The following is a 26,114-nucleotide window of genomic DNA, read 5'->3' as shown; positions in this document are numbered from 1 at the left end:
GTTATAGTTCGTTGCACACAGTAGTTAATGGTTTAAGGGTCAAGCTTAACCTTGATAGCTGTCCCGCCACCCAAGCCAATATTTCTCCAGCAGCCGGACCAGCGAATCCACCAGCTTGCCGACGACGGCGAAAATAACAATGCCGACAAAGATCGTCTCCGTAAGCGAGTTCTGCTTGGCAAAATTAATTAAGAAGCCGACGCCGGACTGCGAGCCGATCAATTCCGCAACGACAAGCCCCAGCCAAGATACCGCCAGCGACAGCCGCAGGCCGAGCAGCACATTCGGCAGCGCAGCCGGAATAATTAAGCGCGTAATCCATTTCCACCTTCCGAATTGAAGCACGCGCGCTACCTCCACCAGCTTGTTATCCACACTGCGAATACCCAGAAACGTCTGCACGTACATCGGAAAATACGCCCCTTGGGCAATGATCAGCACTTTGGACAGCTCGCCGAAGCCAAACCATAATATGATCAAAGGCGCCACCGCCAAATGGGGAACTTGCCGCAGTGCCTGCATCGAGGGGTCCATAAGCCTTTCGGCCTTCCGCGATAAGCCGACCAGCGTTCCGACGATAAGTCCAAGCCCGCCGCCAAGAGCGAAGCCGAGCGCCGCCCGGCCAATGCTTACGCCAAGATGACGGAACAGCTCCCCCGTTGCCGCAAGCTGCGCCAACGTCTCGCCTATATGAAGCGGCGTCGGTAAAAAAGCGCTGGAGACCTTCCCGGCATCACCCGCCAGCTGCCATACCAGCAGCAGCAGCACCGGCAAGCCCGCTCCGATCCAAACATCGTTCCATTTGTTCTTTCGACGCGGGCCTCCCCCAACGGAGCGCAGCTTTTCCCCGTTTCGTGCCGCTGCTTGAAGCGTACCGCTCCCGTCATTCATTTTAGCTCCCACCTTTCCACCTCTATTCTCCTTTAAAGCTGTCCTTCCAGTGCAGCAGCCTTCGTTCCAACAGCCTCACCAGCCAATCCGTAATCATGCCCAGTAGAGCAAAAATCAAGATGCCGACAAATACAATCGAGGTTTTGGAAAATTGTCTCGCATCCGACATCATATAGCCGATGCCCGAGGTCGAGCCCATAATTTCCACGACGACAAGCCCTAACCAGGCCACTCCGATCGAAAGCCGGACGCCAAGCAAAACATTCGACAGCGAGGCGGGCAGCACCAGCTGGATAATTTGCTTCCAGCGGTTGTAGCCAAGCACCCTCGTTACTTCAAACAGCTTGTTGTCCACTCCGCGGATGCCTAGAAACGTATTGATGTAAAGCGGGAAAAACGCTCCCTTGGCAATGAGCAGCACTTTGCCCGTCTCGCCGATACCGAACCACAAGACGAATAGCGGCGCGACAGCGAGATGCGGCACCATTCGGATCATTTGAACCGTCGGATCCAGCGCCTTTTCGGAAAACCGGAACAGACCGACCACAATGCCGAATAATAGGCCCAAGGCGCCGCCAAGCCCGAAGCCGAGCGCGACGCGCTGCAGGCTGATCGTCAAGTGATCGTTCAACTCACCCGATTGAGCCAGCTTTCCGAATGCCTGGGCAATCGCAAGCGGCGTCGGGAATAGTTGCTTCGACAACCATCCGAGCTCACTCGCAATTTGCCAAACGACCAGTACTGCAACGGGAAGCACCAGCCCTACGCCCGCCCCGCTTAAACTGATGAGAAATTTCCGCCATACCGGGCTCCTCGTTTCAGACGTCCGTGTCCGGGCCTGCGCCGTATGCCCTGCCAAATCCACACCATTGTTCATTTTCCTGCTCCTTTCCGCTTGGGTTATATGCCTGAACTGTCCACCAGCTCCAATTCGTCCACTTTCTCGAATGCATTCAGCACCTTGAAACGCATTTCCTGGAACGAAATACTCGATTTTTTTCGCGGAAACGGGAGGTCGACGGGAACAATCTCCCGAATTTCGCCCGGACGCGGCTTCAAGATGACGATCCGATTGCCCAAATAAATCGCTTCGTCGATATCGTGCGTCACGAAAATCATCGTCGTCCGGTTTTTTTGCCATATATCAATCAACACTTCCTGCATATGCGCTCTTGTAAAAGCATCCAGCGCCCCGAACGGCTCATCGAGCAGCAGCACCTTCGGCTGCCGAAGCAGCGCCCTCGCAATGGCAACGCGCTGTGCCATTCCCCCGGACAGCTCCCGCGGATACGATTTCTCGAATCCCTGGAGCTTTACAAGCTCGATCAGCTCCGCCACCTTCCGGCGAATTTCCGGGTCCTTGAGCGACAAATCCGCTGCGATGTTTTTCTCCACCGTCAGCCAGGGAAATAATCGCGGCTCCTGGAAAATGAACCCTTTGTCAATCCCTGGCCCGTCTACAGTCCGGCCTTGCAATTTGACCGATCCGTCATATCCGGTATCGAGCCCGGCTACGATCCTCAGAAGCGTACTTTTACCGCAGCCGCTCGGGCCAATTACCGTAATAAACTCACCCTCATTCACATGCAAGTCAATGTGGCGCAGAGCGTGGACGGATCCTTTTGCCGATTCAAACGTTTTGTTCAGGCGGTTGATTTCCAGCAGGACAGCACTCATTCACACGTCACCTTCCTTTTTCAAAATAAAAATAAAAATGGAGACACCCTTGGTATAGGGATGTCTCCGTCCTAACGGTCGAACATCGTCATGTTATGAACTATCATGTAATTCCGACTAATCCAATGCGCTTTTAATGAGTTGAGATTCATCTTAACAAGCTGTGAGCAAAATATCAATAACAAAATTTTATTTTAAGTCTATTTATCCAATTGGTTTTCTATGCATTAATCATTGACACGTCCTTATGACAATGCTACGATTTTGCATATCAGGCTTACGATCAGCCGATGCCCGCAACCTACCGGAAATCCGGAGGCTCATTCTTTTGCAAGCTTTACGCAGAGAATGAGCTTTTTCTTTTTCACCACCAACTTCAAAAGGGGATGATCGAACGACATGCTACGCAAACAAGGAATCCTTATCCTAGGGCTGCTGCTGGTCATTTTGCTGCAAGCATGCGGCACGGAGAACCGTACGGCAGCCGGCTCAAGTTCAAACGCAGCTTCCGACGCCGGATCCGGCAAAACCGCTTCCAACGTGCCGAAAGAATTAAGAATCGGCTACATCACTGCCAATCCGCTCAATCTTCCCGGCGAGGCGGAGGGCTGGGGCTTTTACAAATCGATCATTAACGACGGGCTCAAGGCTTACGGCATTACGAACATTAGCTTCGTCAGTTTTCCTAGCGGTCCGGATCTGAACGAATCGCTGATCGGCGGCAGGCTGGATGTGGGGATTCTAGGCGACACGCCTTCCATTGCCGCACGCGCAACCGGGGCGAAAACCAAGCTGATCGGCCAGCCGACGACGAGCACCAATATCTACTTGCTGACCAAGAGCAGCGGCCCGAAGACATTCAATGACCTGAAGGGAACAACGGTCGCCACCCAGAAGGGCTCTATTCTGCATCGCTATGCGGTCGGCATACTCAAGCAAAATGGGCTGTCTGATTCCGTCAAGCTGATTCATATTCCTTCGACGGACATCGAAGCCGCGCTTGCACGAGGCGACGTCGCAGCAGCAACCGCTTCAGGAGCCAACGCCATCAAGCTGGCCTTCACAGGGTACGCGATCTTGAATGAAGCCGCAAAAACGCCAAGCCTGCTTGGCACAAGCACAACCGTCGTTTCCGAGGACTACTTGCAGAAGTTCCCGGATTTCCCGAAAGTATTCAACGAGCTCCGTTCCAAGGCATTAGCCGATTTGAAAACGAAGCCGGATGAATACTATGAATTTCTGAGCAAAGCCAGCAATACTACCGTCGACATCGCCAAGCGCATCCTGCCCCTCGAGCAAATTCCGACCGAACCGTTTAGCGATAGCGGGTTAAAGCAATTGGAGGATACCAAGCAATTTTTGCTTGAGCAAAAGCTGATCGATTCGGATTTCACCATAGCCGATTGGATTGCTAAATAGAATGATGGGGATAGCCCTCCGGCTCTCCAAACGGGATAAATGCCTATCTTATTGCAGCGCTTCGAGCTCAATTTTTTTTTGCCAGCACGGCAGGTTGGCCTGTGAAGAAGACTGTCGACAGCTTTTTAATCTATGGTGTTTTCTGACCTTATACAGTTGACCGTACCAACGGAGACGTCTATATTACAGCGTCTCTATTTTTATTTTATTGTAGAAAAAAGGAGCGATTTGACATGAGTTCATCCATTTTAGTGAAAAGGCAATTTCAAATCGAGTTGAAGGATGGGTACGTTATTCACGGGGATGTCGAGTTTGTAGAGGACGGTACGGCCAAGCCCGTCATATTGTTAAGCCATGGGTTTCGAGGCCACAAGGACTGGGGCTTCTGGCCTTATGCTGCCGCTCAGCTAGCGGAGCGCGGATTTTATGTCGTCCGTTACAATTTTACCCGGATCGATGTCCGAAACAGTGGAGCCAGCGAAGAAGAGGTTCAAAGAAACAGTACGCTAACGAAGGAGTTGGATGATCTGGCGGCGGTATTGGGTTACTTGCAGCGTAAGCAGCTGCCGGCTCCAAGCGAATATAATCATCGTAAGGCAGCTATTCTTGGGCACAGCCGTGCCGGTGCAAGCAGTATTATTTTTGCTGCGGAGTCCCCTGAAATATCAGCCGTTATTGCTTGGAACGGCGGTCCGAAACCGAATCCGCAGGTCAACGGCGAGCCGGGACCGGTGGCTAAGGATGTGCTGCTGAACCAAAAAAGGTTCGATACGACCCTGCTGCTATCGCAGCTCCAGAAGCCTGTGCTTATTGTACAAGGGAGCAACGACGCCCCGCGGTTAATTGAAGGATATCGCACGCTGAAGGCGGTCACCCCTGAACATACGTTCATTACCCTCACCGGATCGGACCACACTTTCGGAATCGGGCATCCTTTTACGGGAACTACCCCTTATCTCGAGGAGGCGCTGGAGGTCAGCATCGCTTTTTTGAATAAGCATATAGGGAATGAGAGTCAAGATGGGACGATAAGCGGCTGAAGTTTTAGCTTTACAGTCCTGCTCTCCCTTATTCTATAAGTGAAACGGTAACGTCTCTCCTGATTTAAGTTCATATTTGAGTTTTTTCATTAAACCTTCCAATTTCCGTTTATCTGATTCTAATGCTCTTATTTATTGTAGATTCAGCCAATGCAATCAATTTTATCGATGGCCTTGACGGCCTTCTCTTAAATGCGGCAATACCGACATTCTTTTTCTTCTTTGTGATATGGGAGAGAGTTGAAGTCCAGACTTTTTCTTTAGTAATGATTGGCTGCTTGTTAGGCTTATTCATATACAATATTTATCCTGCAAAAGCCTTTATGGAGGATATTGGCTCCCTCGCTATGGGGTATTCGAATTCATATCTTGGCTACCAGCATTCGTATCCCGGCTTTTGTGGAAGTACATAATGTAGTGTAAAAATGACCAGACAGAAATTAACTTCGCTGGTCATTTTGCATGTTCGATGCATGAGCCCCATACATTTATTTGGTACACATGTCTAGATATCAGTTCAGGTCATACACTAAACACTCTCGATTTTAATCAATAAAATAAGGTTGTCATTGTCGCTTGCCCTCTTTTCTTCTTTTTCGCTTTTGACGTGTCACACCGACCCAGCAGGCAATAAATCCGAGCGGGTGAGGATCCTGGGCGATCGCATTGAAAGCCAATCGGAACATGCTGCTACGTATCGGATTGGCTTATACGGTTTCTGCGGCCTGGCAGGTTTTTTCGCGGGTCCTCCATCAATCCATCAGAACCGTTTCCAGCTTATTGATAATATATTGCGAAAAGCCGTCGCCTCTTTGCAGCTCCTCCGACTTCAAATATCCCGTCAGCAGCCGATCGTACAAATAAACCGGAACCTTCACCGGATCTTGGGTGTACACCCAGACAAACTGCTTGTGATCGAACTGCTCACGAATCCAGCCCGGAAGCGGCACGTCCGCAGGCACCTCAGCAGGCTCGGAGAAAAAGACCCGCTCCGCATTGTCATGCATCATCGCCTGCAGCTGGTCCGCAGTTAAATCGGGATGAAGCTCGGATAGCCATTCCTGGCATTGCGGCATCGATTCGTTGCGAGAGTAAATGACCGGGAACTCGCTGCCCCACATCACCCGCTCCGTTCCGGCATGTTTCAGCACGTAAGAAACCCATGGCAGCAAATCCCGGTGAGGGTACGCTTCCTTGCTCCCCACGCCTCCATGCCGGGAAAAGATCGCATAAAACCGCGGATGCTGCAGCAGCTTCTCCATATACGGATTTCCGCTCAGCTCCTCGAGCCGCGATTCGGCGACGAGCAGATGAGGCGCGGCGATCCGTCCCTGCGGGAAGTGCTCCAGCCAATCGAGATACGCCGCCGTCAGCTCAGGGCTGCCGAACGGATGGATGGCGAAGATCCATCTGCCCGCAGCGCCGAGCCGCTCCACTATGCGCGGATTGCCGAGCGTCTCCTCCGGCTCCATTCTGAGGCCGAGTACGCCGGCCTGCAGCTGCAGCTCCGCTAACGCCTCGCGCTGTGCAGAGCTCGCTCCGAACGGGATGCCGATCCCCCTCACCGTATCCGGGTGCATGCGAATTCCATCGAACAAGGCCCCGAAATCGGGCACAGTTTTAGCGAGAACGAGGACGGATTTGCCGATGCCCCATCGTTTCATATTGTCCAGAGCGTCCTTCAGCGCGCCGTACCGCGGTGAGCCGACGTGCGAATAAGCGTCGATAACCTGCTTCATGCTTGTATTACCTCCTTCATATCTTCGTATTATCGTATAGGGACAAAGCAGAGGCGGAGACACCTCCTCCGGTGCCCCCGCTTCAAAGCCTGCTATTCCAAAACAATCAGCTCGTGGCTGACGACCGAATCGAGCTGAAGCGTTGTCCAGCCGTCGGCCGCAGCCGGCTTCAGTTCCGTACCGGCAACTCTCAATAACGCCCGCTGCGGAGCGGTCTCTCCGGTGCGAATCGAAACTTTGAGCGGCCCAACCGGCAAGAACTCCTCGACATACCCGGGATTCTGGTTCGTGCCGCTCAGGTTCACGATATGCAATATCCACCTGCCGTCCTGCTTGTAAAGCTTGCAGTCCAGGTAACCGGGGCCTTCGATCTTGACCGGAAGGCTGTCGTTTGCGGCCCATTTCACCGCATTGGCCAGCAAGTCTCCCAAATCCGGCAGGAACGTGCGTCCGTACGAGCGATCCACATCGCCGGCAAAATAAAAGATGCGTCCGCCGGCGGGATGCTCCCCGGCCAGCATCACCGGAATGTCCGTATGCGGCTCCCGGACCCAGCTGAATTCCGGCGGATAGATCGGATAATCCGGAATATACGTTGCGATTGGGTGAAGCCTGCCGTCGGACTCCACGAGACGAACCGATCCGCCGAAGGGAAGTGTCGCGGTTTCTTCAAATCCCGCGACAACCGGGTGGCGGTCCTCAGGCAGCCGGAAATAATTGTGCGTTTCGAACACTTCCCAGTTCGAGCTCGACTTGCCCTCCGTGCCGGCGACCTCATGCAGGTGCCGGAGACCGGTCACCCTCTCCAGCGGGAAGGGCCCGCGGCGCTCGCCCCATTCGTTAAGCGTAGCAGCCATGCCGGTAAACAGCAGGCTGCCTCCCGACTCGACGAACCGCTGTACGGCCTCGCATTGAGCGTCCGTCATCGCGGCCAAATCCGGCAGAATGAGCAGGCTCAGCTTCGCCGCCTCGCGGTCGATATGGTCGGCATGGACGGGAAGGAACGGGATTCTCGCGCGGGTCATCGCCCGCACGAAGCCGTGCCATGGCAGCGACACCTTCTCCTCGACGTCGTCGCGGCCGTAAAATTCGGTATTTTCCTGGGACCACAACAGGCCGATATTCGCCACCGGCTGCCGGTTGTATAAGTAGGTCTCATTCCGCTCGTGCCACTGCATCACCGGAGGAGCGTTGTTGAATTGGCGCCTGTCCTCCTGAACCGCTCCGACGTGATGGTACCAAGGGGAGATTCCACCGGCCATGCCGGAGAGCATCCACAGCCGGGTTTCCTTCGCCGGATTGCTGCCCTGGCGAAAGGTGCCGGACGCCCCGGATGTAGTTGGACATGCTCTCCGGGATGACCGTGTCCCATCCCGCGAGTCCGTGCAGCAGCAGGCCGTTCAAGCTGTTCTGCTCGAAGCCGGTCCGCGGCTCCCGTGACTGGTGGTCGCACATCATGATTTTCGAGCGTTTGCCGATTTCCTGCAAATCGCAGAAGTTCGTGTGCGGCCGGAACGGGTCCGCATTAAACATGCCGAGCCAGTAGCAATCGGGGCCGCCGTAGCGGGTCGTGATTTCGTTGAACAAATCCCAGTTCTCGATACGGCACGCATAGCTCCACTGAATCCACTGCCGGTAAACGGGGTCGTTATAGTCGGAAGCTGCAGGCAGGTCCAGCCCTTTATCGGCTTTGAATTTCGCCTTGCAGTAGCTGCAGTGGCAGATGACTTTGCGCGAGGCGCCCGTCCAGCTGTTGTCCGTAAACCCTTCCGGGCGGTATTTGTCGATGACTTCCTTCAGTACTTCGGGAATGAACTCCTTGTAATAAGGGCTGTTCACGCAGGAGAAATATCGGCCGTTCGACGTGAGAGGCTCGCCTTGGGCATCCACGACGAACCAATCCGGATGACGGTCGTAAAATTCCTTGGTCGCCCGGTTAATATCCATGCGGGCTAGTACGAGCAGACCGGCTTGCCTCGCTTCCTCTGCGAATTCGCCGAACAAATCCCGGTCGCCCAAGCCTTCCGCGCGATACTGCATCTCCAGCTTGCTCGGATAATAAGCAACGATGCCACCCGCGTTAATAATGACGCCCTGCACCTTCGTTTGCTTCCAATACTGCTTCCAGAACTCCTTGTCCCAGTTGACCGGGTCCATCTCGGTCAGGTTCGTTTGTCCCCAGCGCACCGCACGGCGATACCAGGGCAGCTGCGTTTGCTGTTGTTCCGTCATCGTTTCCTCATCCTCTTCCTGTTTATATGGCCTCACGGTATATTACGTATTGCGCAGATCCGGCTCGATCAGCTCGCCCAGCCGTTCCACCAGCTCCAATGTTCTGAGCGTGTCGCCCATATGCAGCGCGGGCTTATCGCCGGTAGCGAGGCACCGAACCAGATGCTCGAACATATTCTCGAAGCCGTAGAAGGTGAAATTGTTCAGCTGGGCGAAGTTGGGCGTCCAGACCAATGTATCACCGCCCTTCGCGAAGCCCATTTCGTCCATCGTTTCTCTTCTCGGAGCCGGGCGATAATACTGCACCGACCTGATATTGTCTACGACGACATTGCGCAAATGTCCGGTGATTTCAACGCGTTCCATCGGATATTCCCCAGATTGCAGCGAGCTGGTCTGGATCACCCCGATGCAGCCGCCCTCCGACCGGAACGAAATGTTGTAGCCGACTCTTTGCGGGTCCGCGTACACCCGTTCGGCGTGAAGCAGCTCCAGCTCCCCCAGCAAGTACCGCGCCACATCCAGATGATGCACGGTATGGTTCCACAGGAAGCTGCTCTCCGAGTCGTAAGCGGACGCATGGTACTTGGCCAAATACATCGCCGGCTTGCCGAACTCGGGCCCTGCGATCACCTGCTTCGCCATCGCATAGGACGGCGTGAACCTGCGGTTCAGCCGGGCCATCACGTAACGGTGCGTTTGGCGTTCGACTTCCGCCAGGCTGCTGGCCTGCTCCGAGCTCAAGCAAACGGGCCGCTCGGCCAATACATGGGCTCCCGCCAGCAAGCAGTCGCGGGCCACCTCGTATTGATCCGCATAGTTCGGAAAGGAGATCACCAGATCCGGCCGCGTGCGCTCCAGCATTTCCTTATAGTCCTCGAAGACGGCCGGGCAGCGGTATCTGGCGCTGAACGCCTCGGCGTTCGGCCTGCTGTCGCATATTGCGGCCAGCTCCAGAGGATATCTTTTGGTACAATCGTATATGAAATCATACACAAACTTCGAGCATCCTATGATGGCAAGTTTCCACATCGGAATGTCCTCCTGTTCCCTTGATTCCTGCATGTTCCTTTGGTTCAGTATCAGCCTTTGACTGCGCCCGCCACCATGCCGTTGATGATTTTGTCCTGCAGGAAGCTGTACACCATGATCATCGGGACGACAGCCACAATGACACCGGCAGACATCATGCCGTACTCGACGAAAAATTCGTTTTTGGCCGAGGCCAGCAGGATCGTAAGCGTGCGGAACTTGATGTTCGGAATCATCACCATCGCATAGGCATATTCGTTCCAGATCGAGACGAACGCCAATATAATGACGGTCACGATACCGTTGCGGCTGATCGGCATGACCACCTTGAGCAAAATATCCAGCGAGTTCGCCCCGTCGATCTTCGCCGATTCGATCAAGGACGGCGGAATGCTCTGCATGAAGCCGACGAGCAGGAAGATCGCGATTGAAAGCTCGAACGTGGCGTAGCACAGCGTGATCGGATACTGCTTGCCGAGAAAACCGAACATCTGATAGTTTTTGAATTCGGCAATCAGGATCGACAGCCTCGGAACGATGATCCCGATCACAAAAAACAAATAAATCAGCTGCGCGTATTTGAACCGGTACTGGGACAGCAGGTAAGCCGCCGGAATGGCGCAGACCAGCATGATGAACAGGCTCAGCCACGTAATGGTGAAGGAGTTGTAAAAAGCAAGCGGAATGTTGGTCGAGAAAATCATCTCGTAATTTTTCACATAAGAAAAGCTTTCCGGAACGATGGCGAATTTCGAGAAAATCTCATCGTTGGTCCGAAACGAATTCGAGAACGTCCACAGCAGCGGGAAAATGGTCACTGCGGAGTAAAGCAGCAGCAGCGTGTATTTGATTGTGCTGAAGGTACGCCTCTTCAGCAGGGCGTCTCTTGCGCTTATCAAGGTCGCTTCCTCCTTTCCGTTAATCCCTCGATTTGGTGAGCGCACGGAACAGGACGGTAAAAGCAAGGCCGAGGAGGAAGATGATCACTGCAACGGCCGTTCCGTATCCGTACCGGAGGCCGACAAAGGCCTTGTCGTACATATAAGTGGCCAGCACGTGCGTCGAGCTCCCCGGCCCTCCGGCGGTCAAAATATACACGTAGTCAAAATTTTTGAACGTGCCCGACACCGTGAGAATGATGCAGATCTGGATGATGCTCCAGATCATCGGAATCGTGATGCTCGTCAGCTGCTGCCATGCATTGGCCCCGTCCATCCGGGCCGACTCGTAGATTTCCTCGGGCACTGACTGCAGCCCGGAGAGCAATATGACCATGTACAGCCCGATGCCCTGCCAGATCGGCACCGCGATAGCCGCATAAAATGCGACCTGGGCGTCCCCCAGCCACACCCGTGCCCAGCTTCCCAGCCCAATCGAGCGCAGCAGCGCATTTAAAAGTCCGATGTCGTTATCGTACATCACCGTGAACATGACGCAGATCGCGGCCGACGACATGACGACGGGAATGAAATAGACCGATCTGAAAAACTTCGAGCCCTTCAGCTTGCCTTTCAGCAGGTTGGCTAACAGCAGTGCGATGCCGGTCTGCACGATGCCCTGGATCAGGGCCCATTTTAACACCCGGCCCGTGCTCGCATAAAACACCTTGTCGTGAAACATCTCCCAATAGTTTTTGAATCCGAGGAAAATCGGCGTATTAATGCCATCCCAGTTATAGAAGCTGTAAATCACCGTCTGCACGAACGGCAGGATGAAAAACACGCAATACAGCAGCAGCGCCGGGATGATATACACGAAATAGAACGCTCTGAATTTAAGTACTCCCATATTGCCCTCTCTTTTGCATCAGAATGGGGCTGGGAAGGCGCGGCGAAGTAAAGCGCCAACGAGTCGCCGCACCCTGCAGCCTGTTTCTTACTTCTGATAAAAAATTTCCTGAAGCTTTTCCGCAAACTCCTTGCCTGTGTATTTACCGGCCCAAAATTCGGAATAGATGCTGTAGAACGGCTCCTTCCGCTCCGGATTGGCGAAGGACAGCGGCCATTTCACCTGATCGGCCGGATCGGCGATCGCTTTGGCATCGATGAGAATCTTCGCCACCTTGGTCGGATCGAGCTGGAGATCCTGATTAGGAGTCAACGTCTGCTGATCGTACACCTTGGCGTCGGAAAATTCCTGGCTGCATAAGAACTTGATCCAGTCGAGCATGATCGGCTTTTTCACCGGGTCGGCCCACGCCTTGCTGCTGACATAAGCGACCTCGGTCAGGTCCTTGTCCTGGATCGGATTATTGTCGGCCGCTCCTGGAATCGGCGGGAATTTCAATGGCACCAGCTTCGGCAGCAGCTCGGGCTTGATCGTCGGCAAAGCGTACGTGCCGTTAATGAACAATACCGCTTTCTCGGTATTGAAATATTTTGACGTAGCCTGCGTATCGTCCAGCGTCGTCGAATCGGGAGCGGATTTGCCTGCGACCAGATCGTACAAATGCTCGGCCGCCGCAATCCCTTCCGGCGAATTAAACGGCACCTTGCCGCCAAAGGCGTTCAGTGCGCCTTTCTCGCCCTTGTTCGTCATGAACCGGTCGAACACGTAGCCGAGCGGCCTTTCCCAGCCGGAGGCAAACGGCTTGGTTGAGATGCCCCACGGGATGTAGCCTTTTTCCTTGGCGACATTGGTGAGGTTAACCAGCTCATCCCACGTTTCCGGCAGCTTCAGGCCCAGCTTATCGACGATTTCCTTGTTGGCGAGGAACATGATGAACGCATAGCCGGTCGGGATCGCATACAGCTTGCCATTCACGGTTGAGGTGCTGACAGCGTAGTCGGCAAAATTATCCTTGAAGAACGCCTCATTCTGAATCTCCGACAAATCCGCCAAAGCGCCGGCCTGAATGAATTTGTCTACGCCGTAGCTCGGCTCCGGCCGCCAATAGAAGAACGTGTCGGGTACGTTGTCCGCCGCTATGTCCATCGAGATTTTCGACGGATATTTGCCCGATTCCGCCGTCTCGATCACAAACTCCACATTGGGATGTGTCTTCTTAAACGACTCCAGCAGCTGCTGGTTCACCTTATCGCCGGCCGGCGACGTCTGCCAGGCAATCCGCAGAGTCACCTTCCCTGACTTCGCCCCGTCTCCCCCGGCCGGAGCGGAGCCCGAATCCGTCGAGCATCCCAGTACGATAACGGACATCATGCAAAATATGGTCATGAGCGCTCCTAATTTCTTACCATACTTCATGGGTCTACCCTCCTTATGGATTCACGGGCGGGACAAATCCGTTCCTCAGATCGTCCGTCTCGTAAATTTTCACAGTCATTCGCGGCAGTTCGACGATGTCCAGCGGAGGCTCGTACGCGTCGATCAGCCGGACGTTGCGTTCCACCTCTTCCGGCCATCTCATACCTGCATTGATGATATGGACTCTTGAGTCCGACAGCAGGAACTTCAGGCACAGCGAATAAAGATCCTCATGCCAGGCAAGCTCCGGCGACAAATACTCCATCAGCCGCTGAAAGATGCCGGAGGTCATCGGCCGCATTACCGCGACACCCATGCCCTTCGCCCTCGTCAAGTCCAGCAAATGGAGCGCGGCTGTCTGGTAGATGATGTTGTAATTGACCTGTACGACGTCAAACAAGCCGGTATTGCACAAATTCAAGGCCGAATGGGCGTCTTCCGTCGTAAGTCCGAGCAGCCGCACCTTACCCTGCCGCCGCAGCTCCTGCAAGCCTTCGAGCAATCCGCCGTTTACGATCCGGTCATACGATTCATTGTCGTAAATGCCCCCGTGGAACTGGATCACATCGACATAGTCCGTCTGCAGCCGTCTCAGGCTCGCTTCGACACTCTGGATGACTCCCGCTTTATCGATTCCGTTATAGGAAACCTTGGTCGCCACGAAGCAATCATCGCGGCGTGTTTTCAGCACCTCGCCGATAATGGACTCGCTGTGCCCGTTTCCGTATGCGGCAGCTGTATCGATATAATTAATCCCGGCATCCAGTGCGGTATGGATGGTACGAATCGCTGTCTTTCTTCCTTCATCGCTGTGCGGATCCCAGCCCTGCGCTTTGTTCACGCCAGCAAACGGATAGCCGCCTACCGCAATCCGGCTCACCTTAAGCCCGGTTTTCCCAAAATCCACGTATTTCATCCCCTGCTCCCTCCTCCTGTTTAATTGAGACTATTCCTTGCTCATTTTGCCTTGATAAGCCGCATTCATTTCGACGATCATTTTTTGGTATTGCGCGTCCTTCTTCAGCTCATCCACGAAGAGATCCCAGGCTTGGATCGATTCTTTGCCGATCACCACTCTGACCTTCATATCTTCGATCCTTTTGTTATATTCACTGCCGACTTGAATGGCCGTAGGGGAAATGAGACCGATGGAGGGATCGGGCACGCTCACCTTCGACCTGTCATCGATAATTTTTTTGTTGCGTTCGTAAATATGCTTCGGCATGCCGGGAGCGTATGCCCACAAATAGTTATCGAAGCGCTCGAAAATTTTCCCGAAAGAGCTGACCGAAATGTTGTCCAGACCCGCCTGGTTTGTCGCAATTTTGAAGCCGTCCACCTCTTTGTAGTGCACATCCTTAATCCCGTTGATCGCCAAAGAGGCTCCTTCCTCGGAAGCTCCGAAGTCCATGAGCGATAAGATCTTCCGAAGCTTTTCCTCCGGCACTTTTTTGGGAATCAAATAGACGCCTATAAAGCCTTGGGATTGCATCACAACGCCGTTAAGCGAAGTTAGCGCCAAAAAGTCCGCGTCCGGCTTCTCCTGCATCGGCTGGGCGATTTGTCTCCACAGGCCGAGCACCGTGTCCGTCGTAAAGCCTGCTTTTCCCCGGGTCGCCAGTTCTTCCGCCTGAGACATTTTGAGGATCGGAAAATTTCGCGGAATCAACCCGTCCGTGTACGCTCTGTGCAAAAAAACAAGCATGGCCCGCGTACCGGGCTCAGTCGCGATATCGATGAGGCTACCGTCCCTGACCTTCCATTTGCCGTTGTTTTGGTTAAAGATGTTATCCAGCAAAGGAGTCCAATCCCTCATATTGAAGCCGTACGTATCTTTTTGGCCGTTCCCGTCCGGGTCTTCGTTTGCGAACGCTTTCCACACTTCGTACAGTTCTTCCGTAGTAGACGGCATCTGCAGGTGCAGCTTTTCGAGCCAATCCTTGCGCACGGCCAAAAAATTTGCCCCTTCGATCGGCCTCACAGAAGGAATGACATAATTTTTCCCATCGATCTTGGTGGAATCCCATACGCTTTTCGGGTACTTCGTCAGATGGGGATAATTCGCAAGATACGGTGACAAATCCCAGAACAGCCCCTGATTCACCATCTGTTGCATCAGCGGGTTGGACATATCCGTCACCTTCATCAGGTCGGGCATGTCGCCTGAAGCGAGCGCTACGCTTTGCTTCGCATCCCAGTTGTTCGGAGACACCCAAATGATGTTCAGCTTCGTACCGGTCCGTTTCTCGATTTCTTTGAGAACCGGATTGTCCGGCCCCGGGGGCTCGGGCGTATGAAACTCGGTCATGATGCTGATTTCCGCAGGCGCCCCGTTTTCATCGGAACGTTTGTTTAACATCTGAACTGTGGATGCCCCTCCAATGGAATAAGCCGTCATCCCCCCTGCCAGCATGCATACGATGAACCCGCTTACGACAGCTTTGCTTCTCATTCACTGAACCTCTCCTTTCAATGGCTCAATTCAGCTATTACGTTACAAAGAGACTGAATTTCGGGCAATGATAACCTTTTTACACGCGGTGCCGGCTGCCGATTTCCCGTGACGACGGGGCAATTTCCGGCAATAGTACTTTTTTGACGGGGGCTGTTTTTCCCTATTTTCACCCTTTCCCCCTATGTTTTTCGCGGAATAACCCCGGCGTCATCCCTTCATATTTCTTGAAAATACGAATCAAATAGGAGGGCTGATAGTTCAATAGATCGGATATTTCGTTCACCTTCATCTCCGAATGAAGGAGCAGCTCCTTGCAATGCTCCAAGCGGAGCTTGACGATATAATCAATAAAGTTTTCCCCCGTAAACTGTTTAAAAGCTTTGCTCAGCTTGGATGGGCTCATGCCCATTTTTTCCGCGTAAGCCTCCAGGGAAGTGTTCGATAAGAAATTGGATTTCAGCTCGTTCAGAAATTGCTCCATTTGCAGCTTAATATCGGCGTCGTATGTAATGGAGAGCATGCGGATAAACGGTTGAATCAGCTTATGCTGGAACCAGTCCAGCATCTCCTCCGGCTCATGAATATGCATCAGCTGCTCATACAGATGAACGCCGTCGTACATATCGTATAAATTCAGGTTATACCGGATGATCAAATCCTGAATGGCCCCAAGCAGTTTCATCATGCTTTGCTGCACGATCAGCTCCGTACCCTCGCTTTGCTCCACCACCACGGACAAAAATTGGCGGATCAATCCGACCGCTTCCTCTTCCAGGCCGCTGCTGATTGCGTAGACGATGTCCCGCTCCAGCTCGAACGGATATGTTAGCTTGTGTCGCCGGTCTCCCGGTATAAAGTCCTTCATGTCCAAAATCTGGTTGGACGCATGCAGATCACGGAAGCGCAGCGCCTTGCGGGACATCTCCAGCGCCGCAGGGGTTTCCGTAACCGCGTCGACGATATGGCTCGCTACGATCGTCACCTTCAGCTTAAGCACATTATTGACCGCCGATATAAAGGCCTGTCCGCAGCGGTACATCTCTTGATGGAACTGCTCATGGCTGCTGTCCGCATTGGAAACGAGGAAGGCTCCGACGGATAAATCCTGAAAATTGATAATATGCGTCATCTCCAAATGCTGCGAGCAAATCTCCGACAATATATTGGAGGCTGCAAACGTAAGCAGCTGGGAGTCCCGTGGGGAGAACTTGTCGCCGAGATCGCTCATGCCATGCAATTGCGCCGCGAGGAAAGCAAACCGCCTGCTGCGGACATCCCACTCGACGCGGAGGAGCTGCTCGACGACTTCCTCACCGGTATGATAATAAAGATTGCCCTGCAAAAATTGCAGCAAATAGTTATCCCTTAACGCCGGCATCGACTGCTCCATACGCGAGGTGATTAATTCCTTCTCGTTCAGATGCTTGCGCCATTGATTCTCGATATACGAAATCTCGTTGTGCTCCTCCTCCTGTTCGCTTTTGCCCGAGCCAAACATCGATTTCAGATGGAGGATGGGTGCGTAAATTTTATTCGAAGCGATCCAAGACGCTACCAGACTGAGCACCAGGCATATGACGTTGATTTCAACGATCGTCCTCGTGGTAAACGTAACCGGAGCGACGATCTGAGAAATCGGCGTTGCGGAAATGACCGTCCATTTCCCGCCCAGCTTGGAAATGCTCCCGTAAAATACGGAGTAGGCTTTCCCCTTCCACTCCAGCTTAAAATTACTGCCGCCGCCGGGACGTTCCTTGATCTCGCTCATCAGCGCAAGCATAAACTCCTTCCGGTCCTGTTGATCGTTTTGGCGATCGGTGGTCAAATCGACGCCGTTCTCGTTAATCAGGTAAGAAACACCTTCGCCGGAAGCGAGCTTTCTGACCATCGAATTGATCTTATTCTGATCCAAATATAACAGGAAAGCGCCGAAGGAATCCTTCAGCTGGTCGCCCGGGAGCTTGACCACAACCGCCTTATAGGAAGAGTCCGGCTTGTTCGGCGCCTTAAGCGCATAATCCCAGTAAATCGTTTGCGGGCTCTGCATCAGGGAGCGAAACAGCTCCTGCTCGTCCTCCATCTCGATAGGTAGCAGTCCGGATTCATCTCCGATGACCACATTGGCGCTGCGCAAATATAAGGCAACGCTGCTAAGCAGCGAATTTGATTCCTTCATGAGCGAAAGGGATTTTAACAAATCCTTCGTTTTTTCGAACTCCCAGGAAAAATCCATCCGGTTCAATGAATCATCAAAGGTTGGATCGAGGGAAACCCGACCACGAATTTCTCCAGCCCCGACAAATAATCGTCAATCTGCTGGATGGACTGCTCAAGCTGCATAGCATGCGCCTTGTTAACCTCATTGCTGATGACCTCCGAGCCGAAAAAATAAAAAATGATGCCGGTAAGAATGAATGGGATGCAGCAAATGAGCATGATGATTTTCGTTGTCGTCCAAAAAATCGTTCCCCTTGTTCGTGTAAGTACTTTTAGCATTGTCTATCCCCTTTCGAGTCACAGCACAATTAAACGCTTACATAGCTTTACTATATCAGTTTATACAGATTGGAAGACATATCATTTTACAGTAGTAAATAAGCCTCAGAACAATCGGCAGGAAAATAGACATGAACGAGGTACAGCACATATGGGGAGTATTTGGGTGTAGGAGGGTACAAAAATACAATGTACCTCTGTCAGTAGAGTAGACTCAAGGAATCGAGAGAATTAGGGGGTTACGATACATACGTTCGTATTCGTTGGGATAAAAGCAGGAAAAAACGCTTGGAAATTACTTGAAAAATCGGGATAATTGTGAACGGAATGAGATGATAATTAAAGGGCAGAAGGGCAAGTTAAATGACAGGTGAAAGCTGGTGTCAGGGTCTTAAATGCTTGGGATAAGAGCCTGTTCAAAAGCCTGAGAAACTGAATTTTCGCTTGAATAGGTGTTCGGGATGAGTAATCCCTGCATCGTTCGCCGCGGCGGAGAAAAAGACTGGAGAATCGCTTGGGGAAAAGCCCGTGCGGTTTCCAGTCTTTGGTGTGTTCCTGGACAGGTTTTATTATTCCTGGACAGTTATTTGGGTGAAAAGTCAGGTGTTAGTTATAGGATCAAATGAGACAAAAACAGCCTATTTGGGGCTGTTTTTATAATGTTTATTGAGACTTTTTATATCATACACTGAAATAAACAGCATGTTATTATATGATGACCTGAACCAATACTAACTATCTATTGTCTCTTTAACAACCTTAGCAACTTCACTTTCAACGAAGATCATGTCTGCGTGATCGTGAACATCTGATGCTCCAATAAAATCCCCTTTAGTAGTATAAAATGTAATGTCTTCACCGATGTAAAAGCAATATCTATCCAATCCCTCACTATAAAGTCCATCATCACCATTAGGATAGTTCTTATATTTCACTTCGTTATATTTTGTTTCCAATAACTTAATAAACGCCTTTTCAGCATCTGCAATAATTGCAATTTCATCTTCCGTATGGTAGTTAATTTGTTCATCGATATCTTCAATTCTATCGAAGATATTTATATTTAATTTATCGATTTGAAACATAAAAATTAATAACTCATCTGTTAATCTCCCCGAACTTTTAGGGTATTCGTTCGTTAGTATTTTTAATCTTGCATGGTGGGACTCATCAAATAATCGAGAGAAACTGTCATTATTTTTTGATATCCCAACATAATAAAGTTCATATCTTGTAAAATCCCGATAATTAAATTCTGTATCATCGATAATACGGATAGTTAATTGATTTTTCCAGTAACGATAAAGCAATATATCTGGAGTGTACCATTGTAGAACGTTGCCCTGACTGTCTTTAATACGGAACAGTTTCTCTCCAAGCTCGATGCTAATTTCGTCCTCAATATCTGGCAAGCAATGGTACAAAGAAATTTGTATTATCGGACTTTTGTGAGTTGCTGTTGCTAACTGAAATTGGATAATTCCTCTTCCCTCAGAAATGAACTGCTCATTAATAAATTTGAGTTCTTCTCTGTGACCGATCATATACAACTTACTACCTTTTACGAAATCACGAACCTCTGGAACATTCCATAGCCAGGCACCTTCTTGGTTAGTTATAGGTGGATATACTAGATTCAATTTATTTATTAGTAATTTCAAATAAGATCTGCCCCTCCATGAGATCTCTTTTGTAGTTATACTCAAAAAAATCATAAAAAATAGGAATTCCCAGGTTTATCAATCATATCCTAAAAAACAAGGAACGTAATTACTTTCCCTTAGTCAATAGGAAAACTGCTTTATCGACTTCTGTAATGAAATGCGCCGCGGGAATATGATTATTCACATTCACTTATATGATCAGCTAAGTCTCCAACACATTGGCGCGGATCCAGATTAAATGTAGGAACTCGATCTTAAAGAAATAAATGTTATACAGTTTGAAAATATGAGCAGGTTTGTTCATTTCCAAAAACCACTAGTATAGACTTCGCCCTACTTAAGCCAACATATAAATGTTCTCTGTGTTCCTGAATATCAATAGAATCCATGCCCCATAAAAATACTATCTCAGACTCTAATCCTTTAAACTTATTAACTGTTGTTACTAATACTGAACTATCACTTCTTTGTTCGATATCTGAAAAGTGATGTCCTTTGGGTAGCGGATGTTTCTCAAGCGCTTGTAAATAACCCCTTTTGTTTTTAGCATCTACAATTAATATTGCAATTTTACTAGATTCAACCTGTTCCTCTAGTAATAATTTTTGAATTCTAGAATGGATCCTGATAGCTTGATTATTAATATTAATTGCATCTTCAAACTGCAGTTCCAAGCCGTCTAAATTAGAATGTTCAACAGGGTCTCCTTTATAATATTTATATGAGGCCTTATGAATTTGAACAGTATTTCTGCAGTTTCTTAAAAGTGGGTATATTTCATCTTCAGCTATTGGAAATGTACTTACACGGGAATATAAATTTTGATTATCATCATAAAAGATATAGAATGGACTTGATTTTTCATCAGTCAACATTAATTCAAGAGGTAACCAGTATTCTTCTCTGAAGTCTTGACCCTCATCACATACTATTGCATCATATCTGTCAGTGATAATATCCAAAGAGCATGCAAGGGCATTAGGAAGTTGCACATCAAACTCATCTTCACCAGGATATGTTTTTTTTGCATCCTCTAGTAAGTCAATACCACTCATATCTTTAGCCTCTTTGATATTTGTATAACAAAGTTGATGAAAACTCATAACAGTTAATCCATCTGTATCTTTACAAATTTCAGCCAAATGGTTTGCTAGTGGACGGTTATAACATGTTAATAGTGTTGAAAACCCTTCTCTGGCTAATCGCTTCGCTTTTTCCACAGCAAGTACAGTTTTCCCAGTTCCAGCACCGCCACTAACTACAACCCGCCGTTTTTTCCTTAATATATCCAACACCTTAACTTGTTCGTTTGTTAGGAGTAACCTTGCTTCTTCCTCCATTTTTAAACTGCTTGAGATTAGCGGTTTGATAGAGAAAGATTTTGCGAAAACCTTTTTAAAAATATCTAGTCCCTTTTGCCCAATAGGAGCTGATATTTGATCATCATCAGTCCAAAAATCTATACAATCTTCTACCCACTTTTTAATATCGGCTAAGTTAGTATTTGTTCCAATTAAATCTGCCGGCATATCTGGTCTTTCTAATAGTCTGGGATCTCTAATATCCGGGAAGAACACAGCATGTCCATTCGTAATTTTTTTGCCTCCAAACTGTTTCCACTCCTCGGTTTCAAAAAGCTTTGTTCGGATCGAATATTTTGCTTTTTGAGCTTGCCTTATTGGATCTTTTATTAAATTGTTCTGCCCGTAACGATCTGTAGAGAACCATTGATTAGCAGCAGCATCAAAAGAAATTCCTCCGCCCTTTACTTCAATACACAAGTATCCAAAATTAGGATGAACAATAACAAAATCAGTTTCTCCATCTTGTGCTTCCTCATTTTCTCGCTTAAGAATCCATGCTACTTGGGAGAATACGTAATAACTATTAGGAAGTCCCTCTTTTAAAGCTCGATATACCTTAACCTCACCCTTGGATTCAATCTGAGAGAGTTGTGATTCAGTAAAATCCGGTATCATATTAGCCACTTGCTTAGTCCTCCAAAATATCCATTTGAGTTATATTTATGGGAATTCTTTTTTCTCCACTTTCAAATTCAACAATTAAAAGTTTTAGTTTCCCCCTATTAATTTCACCCTTAATAACCCCTAACCCATGTACAAAGTGATTTATTTTAGTACCTACAATTAATTTATCCAATGGATTGTTTATTTCTGCAATTGCTCTCCACCCATAATCAAGAACATAATTTGTGATTTTATTATACGGATCCTGTATACGGTTAATTCGTACATGTTGTTCATCCGCAACGAATTCAACGACGTATAGCCAAAATTTATCTACTAAGTCTTTGGCCTTTTTCATTTGTGAATGTGAAAGCACTACTTCATAGTTGTTCCACTCACCAATAAAACCAAATACTTTAATATATCGACTTATTTCTTCTGCTTCACCACTAAATGAAATAACATCATAGGCTTCTTCCATTTCAAAAGGTTGAATCGCCCTTCTCCCTGCTTTTTCCTCATATTCAAATACAATTTTTCTAGCTAATAATTGGTATTGCAACTTTCGTTCATATTCCACTCCTAACAAAGAAGACTCAATTGGATTACTTGAAACAAATGAAATCAAACGTTTCTTTTGACTACTGAGGTTGAAATTATCCGTGAATGTTACTGAGCTTGTAGAATGTTCGTAATTATGCTGCTCTTCGAGGCGGTCATCTTCTTCTATATTAGAAGTGCTGTAGATCCCAGAATTCTTCTCTCTAATATAGTGATCTAACTTATTTGGCTTATGGTTATTACCAGAAGAAGTATTCTCGATAAAATACTCATCATCCTCAACAACTTCTATTGATGTCTCAAAATCACTGTCTTCTTCAAGTTGCGGATCAATATCAGCAAAATAATCTAGATCTTCTATGACAATATCATCGTACTTAAACTCTTCAATTTTACTAGGTTCATACTGAATGACAACGTAGCCCTTTGAATTAAGCCAGCTTTCAATCTCGGTGCTAGAAAGCTGTATTATTAACCCCACCTCTCTATCTTTACCTTCCATCTCAAAAAGTGAACTCAAAGAACTACTTAAATTATACAGAGTCAACGGATTATTATATTGACCAACATAATACAACGAATTTGAATCCGTATCATACCACGAATCAACATTTTGATTATATATTTCTATACCAGTTTTATTTGCAAAAGATAAGGATAAAGATCGGGCTTTATAAAAGCTAACTTTTGTAAGTTTCTCTTTAAACCTAATCAAAGTTTCCATTGGATCTTCAGCTTTGACATTCGAAAGAAGTGTAGCAAAGTATTTTGCTTTTTTATGCAACTCGCTTATAAGTTCGAAATCATGACACTTATCTGTTACATTTAGTTGAAGATCATCATTCCTAATAATTTGAATATCAAAAAAATTGAGCAAGATATCTTTGTCTTTTAGTGAATCTGACACTTTAATAAAATATTTTGAATTAGTAGGTGGAAGCTGCCCTTCTACATCAAAAAAATAAAGTAATGAAGTATAATGAAAAGTATCATCTGTTGCCAATAATTTCATATCGTTGATATTATGTTCCGTATCATAAACAGGTTTATTGCTTATAAGTTGTTTATATATAGCTTCTATCTGTTTCAATGTATTTCTATCAACTTGACTATCTTCAATTTTTTTCAATAAACATAAGCAGTCTTGAATTGTAACTTGTGTTTTAATCCCCAAAAATTCTTCTTGTTCTTTATTGAAGCTGATAGACTCATGAACAGCAGGGTAATAATCCTTGATTATATTCCTCAAGTTTTCTGAATATATTTCAGTAGATTTGTAACACTGGTTATTATTAGCGGGTATACTAGGATGGTTTTTAACATAGTATTGAAAATAAGAAATTACTGGCTTATTATTTATTCTTGTATAATAAGTTGTTTTTTCACAATTTGAACGAATTGTTTCCCAACTTCTACATATCATTTTCCAATATGAAATAGAGAAATTGTAATTTTTGCTATGTTCTAAATAGTCAATAATAACAGCATTTTGTAATCCATGCTGTCCATTATTTATATATGGCTTAGTTATGCTATCATAAAAACTTCCATCATTGTCAATAAATTCGAAATAAGATCTTACTGATGGATATTTATTAATCATCGATGTTCTTTCAATAATAGGTTCGATTCTGATACCTATTTTTTCTTTAACCCCCAATTTGATTAACATTAATCTCCATTTATTTATTTCCGATTCTTTTTCAACGTATTTACCGGTTACATACTTGCCTTCGGGAAGTATTTCTTCTATTTTCAATTCTGGCCCATAAAAATCTGATAAATAACATTCACTGGGTAATTCTAAAGCCCCTTTTGTGGTTACCAATTTTAATGCCCGTAAACTTTTGTAATCGTTATCATCGAGTCGACCTTGCTGATATACCTTGAAAACAAATTTCCCTATTTGTATTGCATTATTAGTGTTTATTGAATTGGTTTTTATCATTTCAATTATTGACTTACGTATTATTTCAATATCTGAAGGTTCTCTTACCCCCAACATTTTCAACCAATCTAGCAACTGTTTGTTACTTTTAACACTTTCATATAACCTTTCGTTTATGCATATTAATCCAATTATATTATTAATTTCTTTTTCTCCTTCAAATATCGGAAAATATACATTTTCAGGAGATTTCAAGTTATTACTGTCACTCAACAAAAAAGCAGCTGTCTTCAGTGTTTTTGCCCAATCAAATTTTTGTTTATGAGAATCCTTATTATATAAAAACTGAACAAGTTTTATATTGAACTCTAAATTAGAGTTACATAACTCTATAAACGCTGCAGTTTTAAAAATCTCACATAAATCCTTAATTTCAATTTTCTTAGCGCCTAAAGCTGACAATCTATTGGGATAAATAATTTTACAAGCAGCAACTTCATAATTATTATTGTAGTGGTTGGTGACTATTGAAGGGTTAAATTCCTCGCAATATCCAGTGCTATCTAAAATACTCTCGTTAACTTTTAATAACCCCGCTTTGTCCTGTTTCGGGATAAAAGGTGTCTTTGCAATCGCTACATCAAGTCCATCATTGTATGATTGTTTTAGTTCTGAAGATCCTACGGGTGTATAATGGGTTTTAATCAATTTCGTGAATTCATACTTAAATTTAGTGTTCTCCACTAGTTCAGAGATCCATTTAATTTTACAAATAGCTAGCTGTTTAAATATAAAGTTATTCCAATCATTCTCGAGAATTTGAGTTCTTTCAGCGTTTGTAATAAAATCACCATTAACCAAAAAGCTAAATCCACTTCTAGCCTTCGTTGGTAAATAAGAATAAAATAGAGCATCAGATATTTCTTGTATTTCATCATTAAAAACAGAGGCGGCAAATGTAATTTTGGTATGTGATGAAAATTTCAGTTTATCTGGACATACGGCAGCATCAAGCAATTTTACTTTTTCTTTTGTCTCTTCATCTACAGGAACAACAAATTCTTTATAGATCCACTTACTGCGCATTTGCCCACTAACAAATATTTCCCTCGAATCATCACCAACTTGTTTACAACTAATTTCCAATAATTTTTTATTCATATCAAAAAAAGTGATTTGGCTAACATGGCGCAAAAACAACATGACTCTTGGATCTTCTAAAACATGGAGTATCTCATTCTTAACCTTTTCTCTATCACTTAACGAAATTATTGTGGTAACCTTTGACTTATTGAGCTCTGCTCTAAGTTCGCTTTCTAAATCAGTTTCTTCAAACCATATGGGAATTATCTGCCATGGATACTCTTGTGTATTCTTCCACACATCATAGTGTTTATCAAATTTAAAGGTGAACTTATTGGATAAGATATATACTTTATCACACGTTCCAAATATAGATTTAAAACCAATCCCCTTGTACCCCGTTTTTTCAAGATCTTTTGTTTTACCGCTGTCTCCACTACCCACGTCGGAGATACCACTCACGTCTTCTTTAGTGAAGTGCTTTCCATTATGACTAAATATCAAATTGTTATTTATAAGCCTAAATTCAATTTCTACATCTCTACGGCCCTTGTCCTTGGGAGAGTCATCAGCATTCTGTATCAATTCAAAAACAAATCGGTTTGCATCTCCAAAAACAGTTTTTGTAAGTACATTTAAAAGTCTAGCTAGTGATTTCGAATTACTATCATTTTTTGTTTTATCATCATATAGATCTTGTACGAATTTCTTCTCTTCCATGGGATATTACTCCTACTTATAATTTGGAATAACTTTTTAGAAACTT

The 26,114-nt window shown here is 47.2% G+C and carries 19 protein-coding genes and 1 pseudogene; 3 read left to right on the top strand and 17 right to left on the bottom strand.

What is annotated here, in order from left to right; translation table 11 throughout:
- Positions 1-45: 45 nt before the first annotated feature.
- Genes ACHHV8_RS02720 through ACHHV8_RS02710 form a run of 3 tightly spaced genes read right to left on the bottom strand, consistent with a single transcriptional unit; the run spans position 46 to position 2,568 of the window.
- A complete protein-coding gene (locus ACHHV8_RS02720; RefSeq protein ID WP_395156536.1) occupies positions 46-891 on the bottom strand; it encodes an ABC transporter permease in 846 nt (281 codons plus the stop codon).
- A gap of 22 nt (positions 892-913) precedes the next feature.
- On the bottom strand, positions 914-1,768 hold the full coding sequence (locus tag ACHHV8_RS02715) for an ABC transporter permease (RefSeq protein WP_395156534.1): 855 nt from the start codon (positions 1,766-1,768) through the stop codon (positions 914-916).
- Positions 1,769-1,791: 23 nt separating this feature from the next.
- Positions 1,792-2,568 carry an ABC transporter ATP-binding protein gene (locus ACHHV8_RS02710; protein WP_395156532.1) on the bottom strand — a complete coding sequence of 259 codons (777 nt, stop codon included), beginning with the start codon at positions 2,566-2,568 and terminating at the stop codon, positions 1,792-1,794.
- Between the two features lie 399 nt (positions 2,569-2,967).
- On the opposite strand from ACHHV8_RS02710, the gene ACHHV8_RS02705 reads away from it, so the two are divergent.
- From ACHHV8_RS02705 to ACHHV8_RS02695, 3 genes and pseudogenes are all read left to right on the top strand, one after another.
- On the top strand, positions 2,968-3,987 hold the full coding sequence (locus tag ACHHV8_RS02705; RefSeq protein ID WP_395156530.1) for an ABC transporter substrate-binding protein: 1,020 nt from the start codon (positions 2,968-2,970) through the stop codon (positions 3,985-3,987).
- A 233-nt stretch (positions 3,988-4,220) separates the two neighbouring features.
- Entirely contained in the window at positions 4,221-5,027 is an 807-nt protein-coding gene (locus ACHHV8_RS02700; RefSeq protein WP_395156528.1) for an alpha/beta hydrolase family protein, read from the top strand.
- Between the two features lie 83 nt (positions 5,028-5,110).
- Positions 5,111-5,398, top strand: a pseudogene (locus ACHHV8_RS02695) (phospho-N-acetylmuramoyl-pentapeptide-transferase); the annotation flags it as partial.
- Positions 5,399-5,779: 381 nt separating this feature from the next.
- On the opposite strand, the gene ACHHV8_RS02690 reads toward ACHHV8_RS02695, so the two are convergent.
- The 14 genes from ACHHV8_RS02690 to ACHHV8_RS02625 form a co-directional block, all read right to left on the bottom strand.
- Positions 5,780-6,766, bottom strand: coding sequence for an amidohydrolase family protein (locus ACHHV8_RS02690; protein ID WP_395156526.1), 987 nt, complete (start codon positions 6,764-6,766; stop codon positions 5,780-5,782).
- Between the two features lie 92 nt (positions 6,767-6,858).
- Positions 6,859-8,028, bottom strand: a complete 1,170-nt coding sequence (locus ACHHV8_RS02685) for a hypothetical protein (protein ID WP_395156524.1) — start codon at positions 8,026-8,028, stop codon at positions 6,859-6,861.
- Complete coding sequence (locus tag ACHHV8_RS02680; protein WP_395156522.1) at positions 7,922-8,998, bottom strand: beta-galactosidase; 1,077 nt, start codon at positions 8,996-8,998, stop codon at positions 7,922-7,924. Before ACHHV8_RS02680 ends, ACHHV8_RS02685 begins: the two co-directional genes overlap by 107 nt.
- A gap of 42 nt (positions 8,999-9,040) precedes the next feature.
- A complete protein-coding gene (locus ACHHV8_RS02675) occupies positions 9,041-10,030 on the bottom strand; it encodes a Gfo/Idh/MocA family protein (RefSeq protein ID WP_395156520.1) in 990 nt (329 codons plus the stop codon).
- 50 nt (positions 10,031-10,080) lie between these two features.
- Positions 10,081-10,929 carry a carbohydrate ABC transporter permease gene (locus tag ACHHV8_RS02670; protein ID WP_395156518.1) on the bottom strand — a complete coding sequence of 283 codons (849 nt, stop codon included), beginning with the start codon at positions 10,927-10,929 and terminating at the stop codon, positions 10,081-10,083.
- A 19-nt stretch (positions 10,930-10,948) separates the two neighbouring features.
- Positions 10,949-11,818 carry a carbohydrate ABC transporter permease gene (locus ACHHV8_RS02665; RefSeq protein WP_395156516.1) on the bottom strand — a complete coding sequence of 290 codons (870 nt, stop codon included), beginning with the start codon at positions 11,816-11,818 and terminating at the stop codon, positions 10,949-10,951.
- A gap of 87 nt (positions 11,819-11,905) precedes the next feature.
- On the bottom strand, positions 11,906-13,234 hold the full coding sequence (locus ACHHV8_RS02660) for an ABC transporter substrate-binding protein (RefSeq protein WP_395156513.1): 1,329 nt from the start codon (positions 13,232-13,234) through the stop codon (positions 11,906-11,908).
- A 13-nt stretch (positions 13,235-13,247) separates the two neighbouring features.
- Complete coding sequence (locus ACHHV8_RS02655) at positions 13,248-14,150, bottom strand: aldo/keto reductase (protein WP_395156511.1); 903 nt, start codon at positions 14,148-14,150, stop codon at positions 13,248-13,250.
- A 30-nt stretch (positions 14,151-14,180) separates the two neighbouring features.
- Positions 14,181-15,686 carry an extracellular solute-binding protein gene (locus ACHHV8_RS02650; protein WP_395156509.1) on the bottom strand — a complete coding sequence of 502 codons (1,506 nt, stop codon included), beginning with the start codon at positions 15,684-15,686 and terminating at the stop codon, positions 14,181-14,183.
- Between the two features lie 169 nt (positions 15,687-15,855).
- Positions 15,856-17,922, bottom strand: coding sequence for an AraC family transcriptional regulator (locus ACHHV8_RS02645; protein WP_395156507.1), 2,067 nt, complete (start codon positions 17,920-17,922; stop codon positions 15,856-15,858).
- Between the two features lie 5 nt (positions 17,923-17,927).
- Positions 17,928-18,185: a SurA N-terminal domain-containing protein gene (locus tag ACHHV8_RS02640; protein WP_395156505.1), complete on the bottom strand. Its 258-nt coding sequence runs from the start codon at positions 18,183-18,185 to the stop codon at positions 17,928-17,930.
- Between the two features lie 731 nt (positions 18,186-18,916).
- Positions 18,917-19,846 (bottom strand): hypothetical protein, encoded by a 930-nt coding sequence (locus ACHHV8_RS02635; protein ID WP_395156503.1) that lies wholly within the window; start codon positions 19,844-19,846, stop codon positions 18,917-18,919.
- Between the two features lie 272 nt (positions 19,847-20,118).
- Positions 20,119-21,828 (bottom strand): NERD domain-containing protein, encoded by a 1,710-nt coding sequence (locus ACHHV8_RS02630; protein ID WP_395163405.1) that lies wholly within the window; start codon positions 21,826-21,828, stop codon positions 20,119-20,121.
- A 13-nt stretch (positions 21,829-21,841) separates the two neighbouring features.
- Positions 21,842-26,068 carry a sacsin N-terminal ATP-binding-like domain-containing protein gene (locus tag ACHHV8_RS02625; RefSeq protein WP_395156501.1) on the bottom strand — a complete coding sequence of 1,409 codons (4,227 nt, stop codon included), beginning with the start codon at positions 26,066-26,068 and terminating at the stop codon, positions 21,842-21,844.
- Positions 26,069-26,114: the final 46 nt, after the last annotated feature.

Source organism: Paenibacillus sp. TAB_01 (genome assembly GCF_043945595.1).
GTDB lineage: Bacteria > Bacillota > Bacilli > Paenibacillales > NBRC-103111 > Paenibacillus_S.
This window is presented reverse-complemented; position numbering and strand designations above follow the sequence as displayed.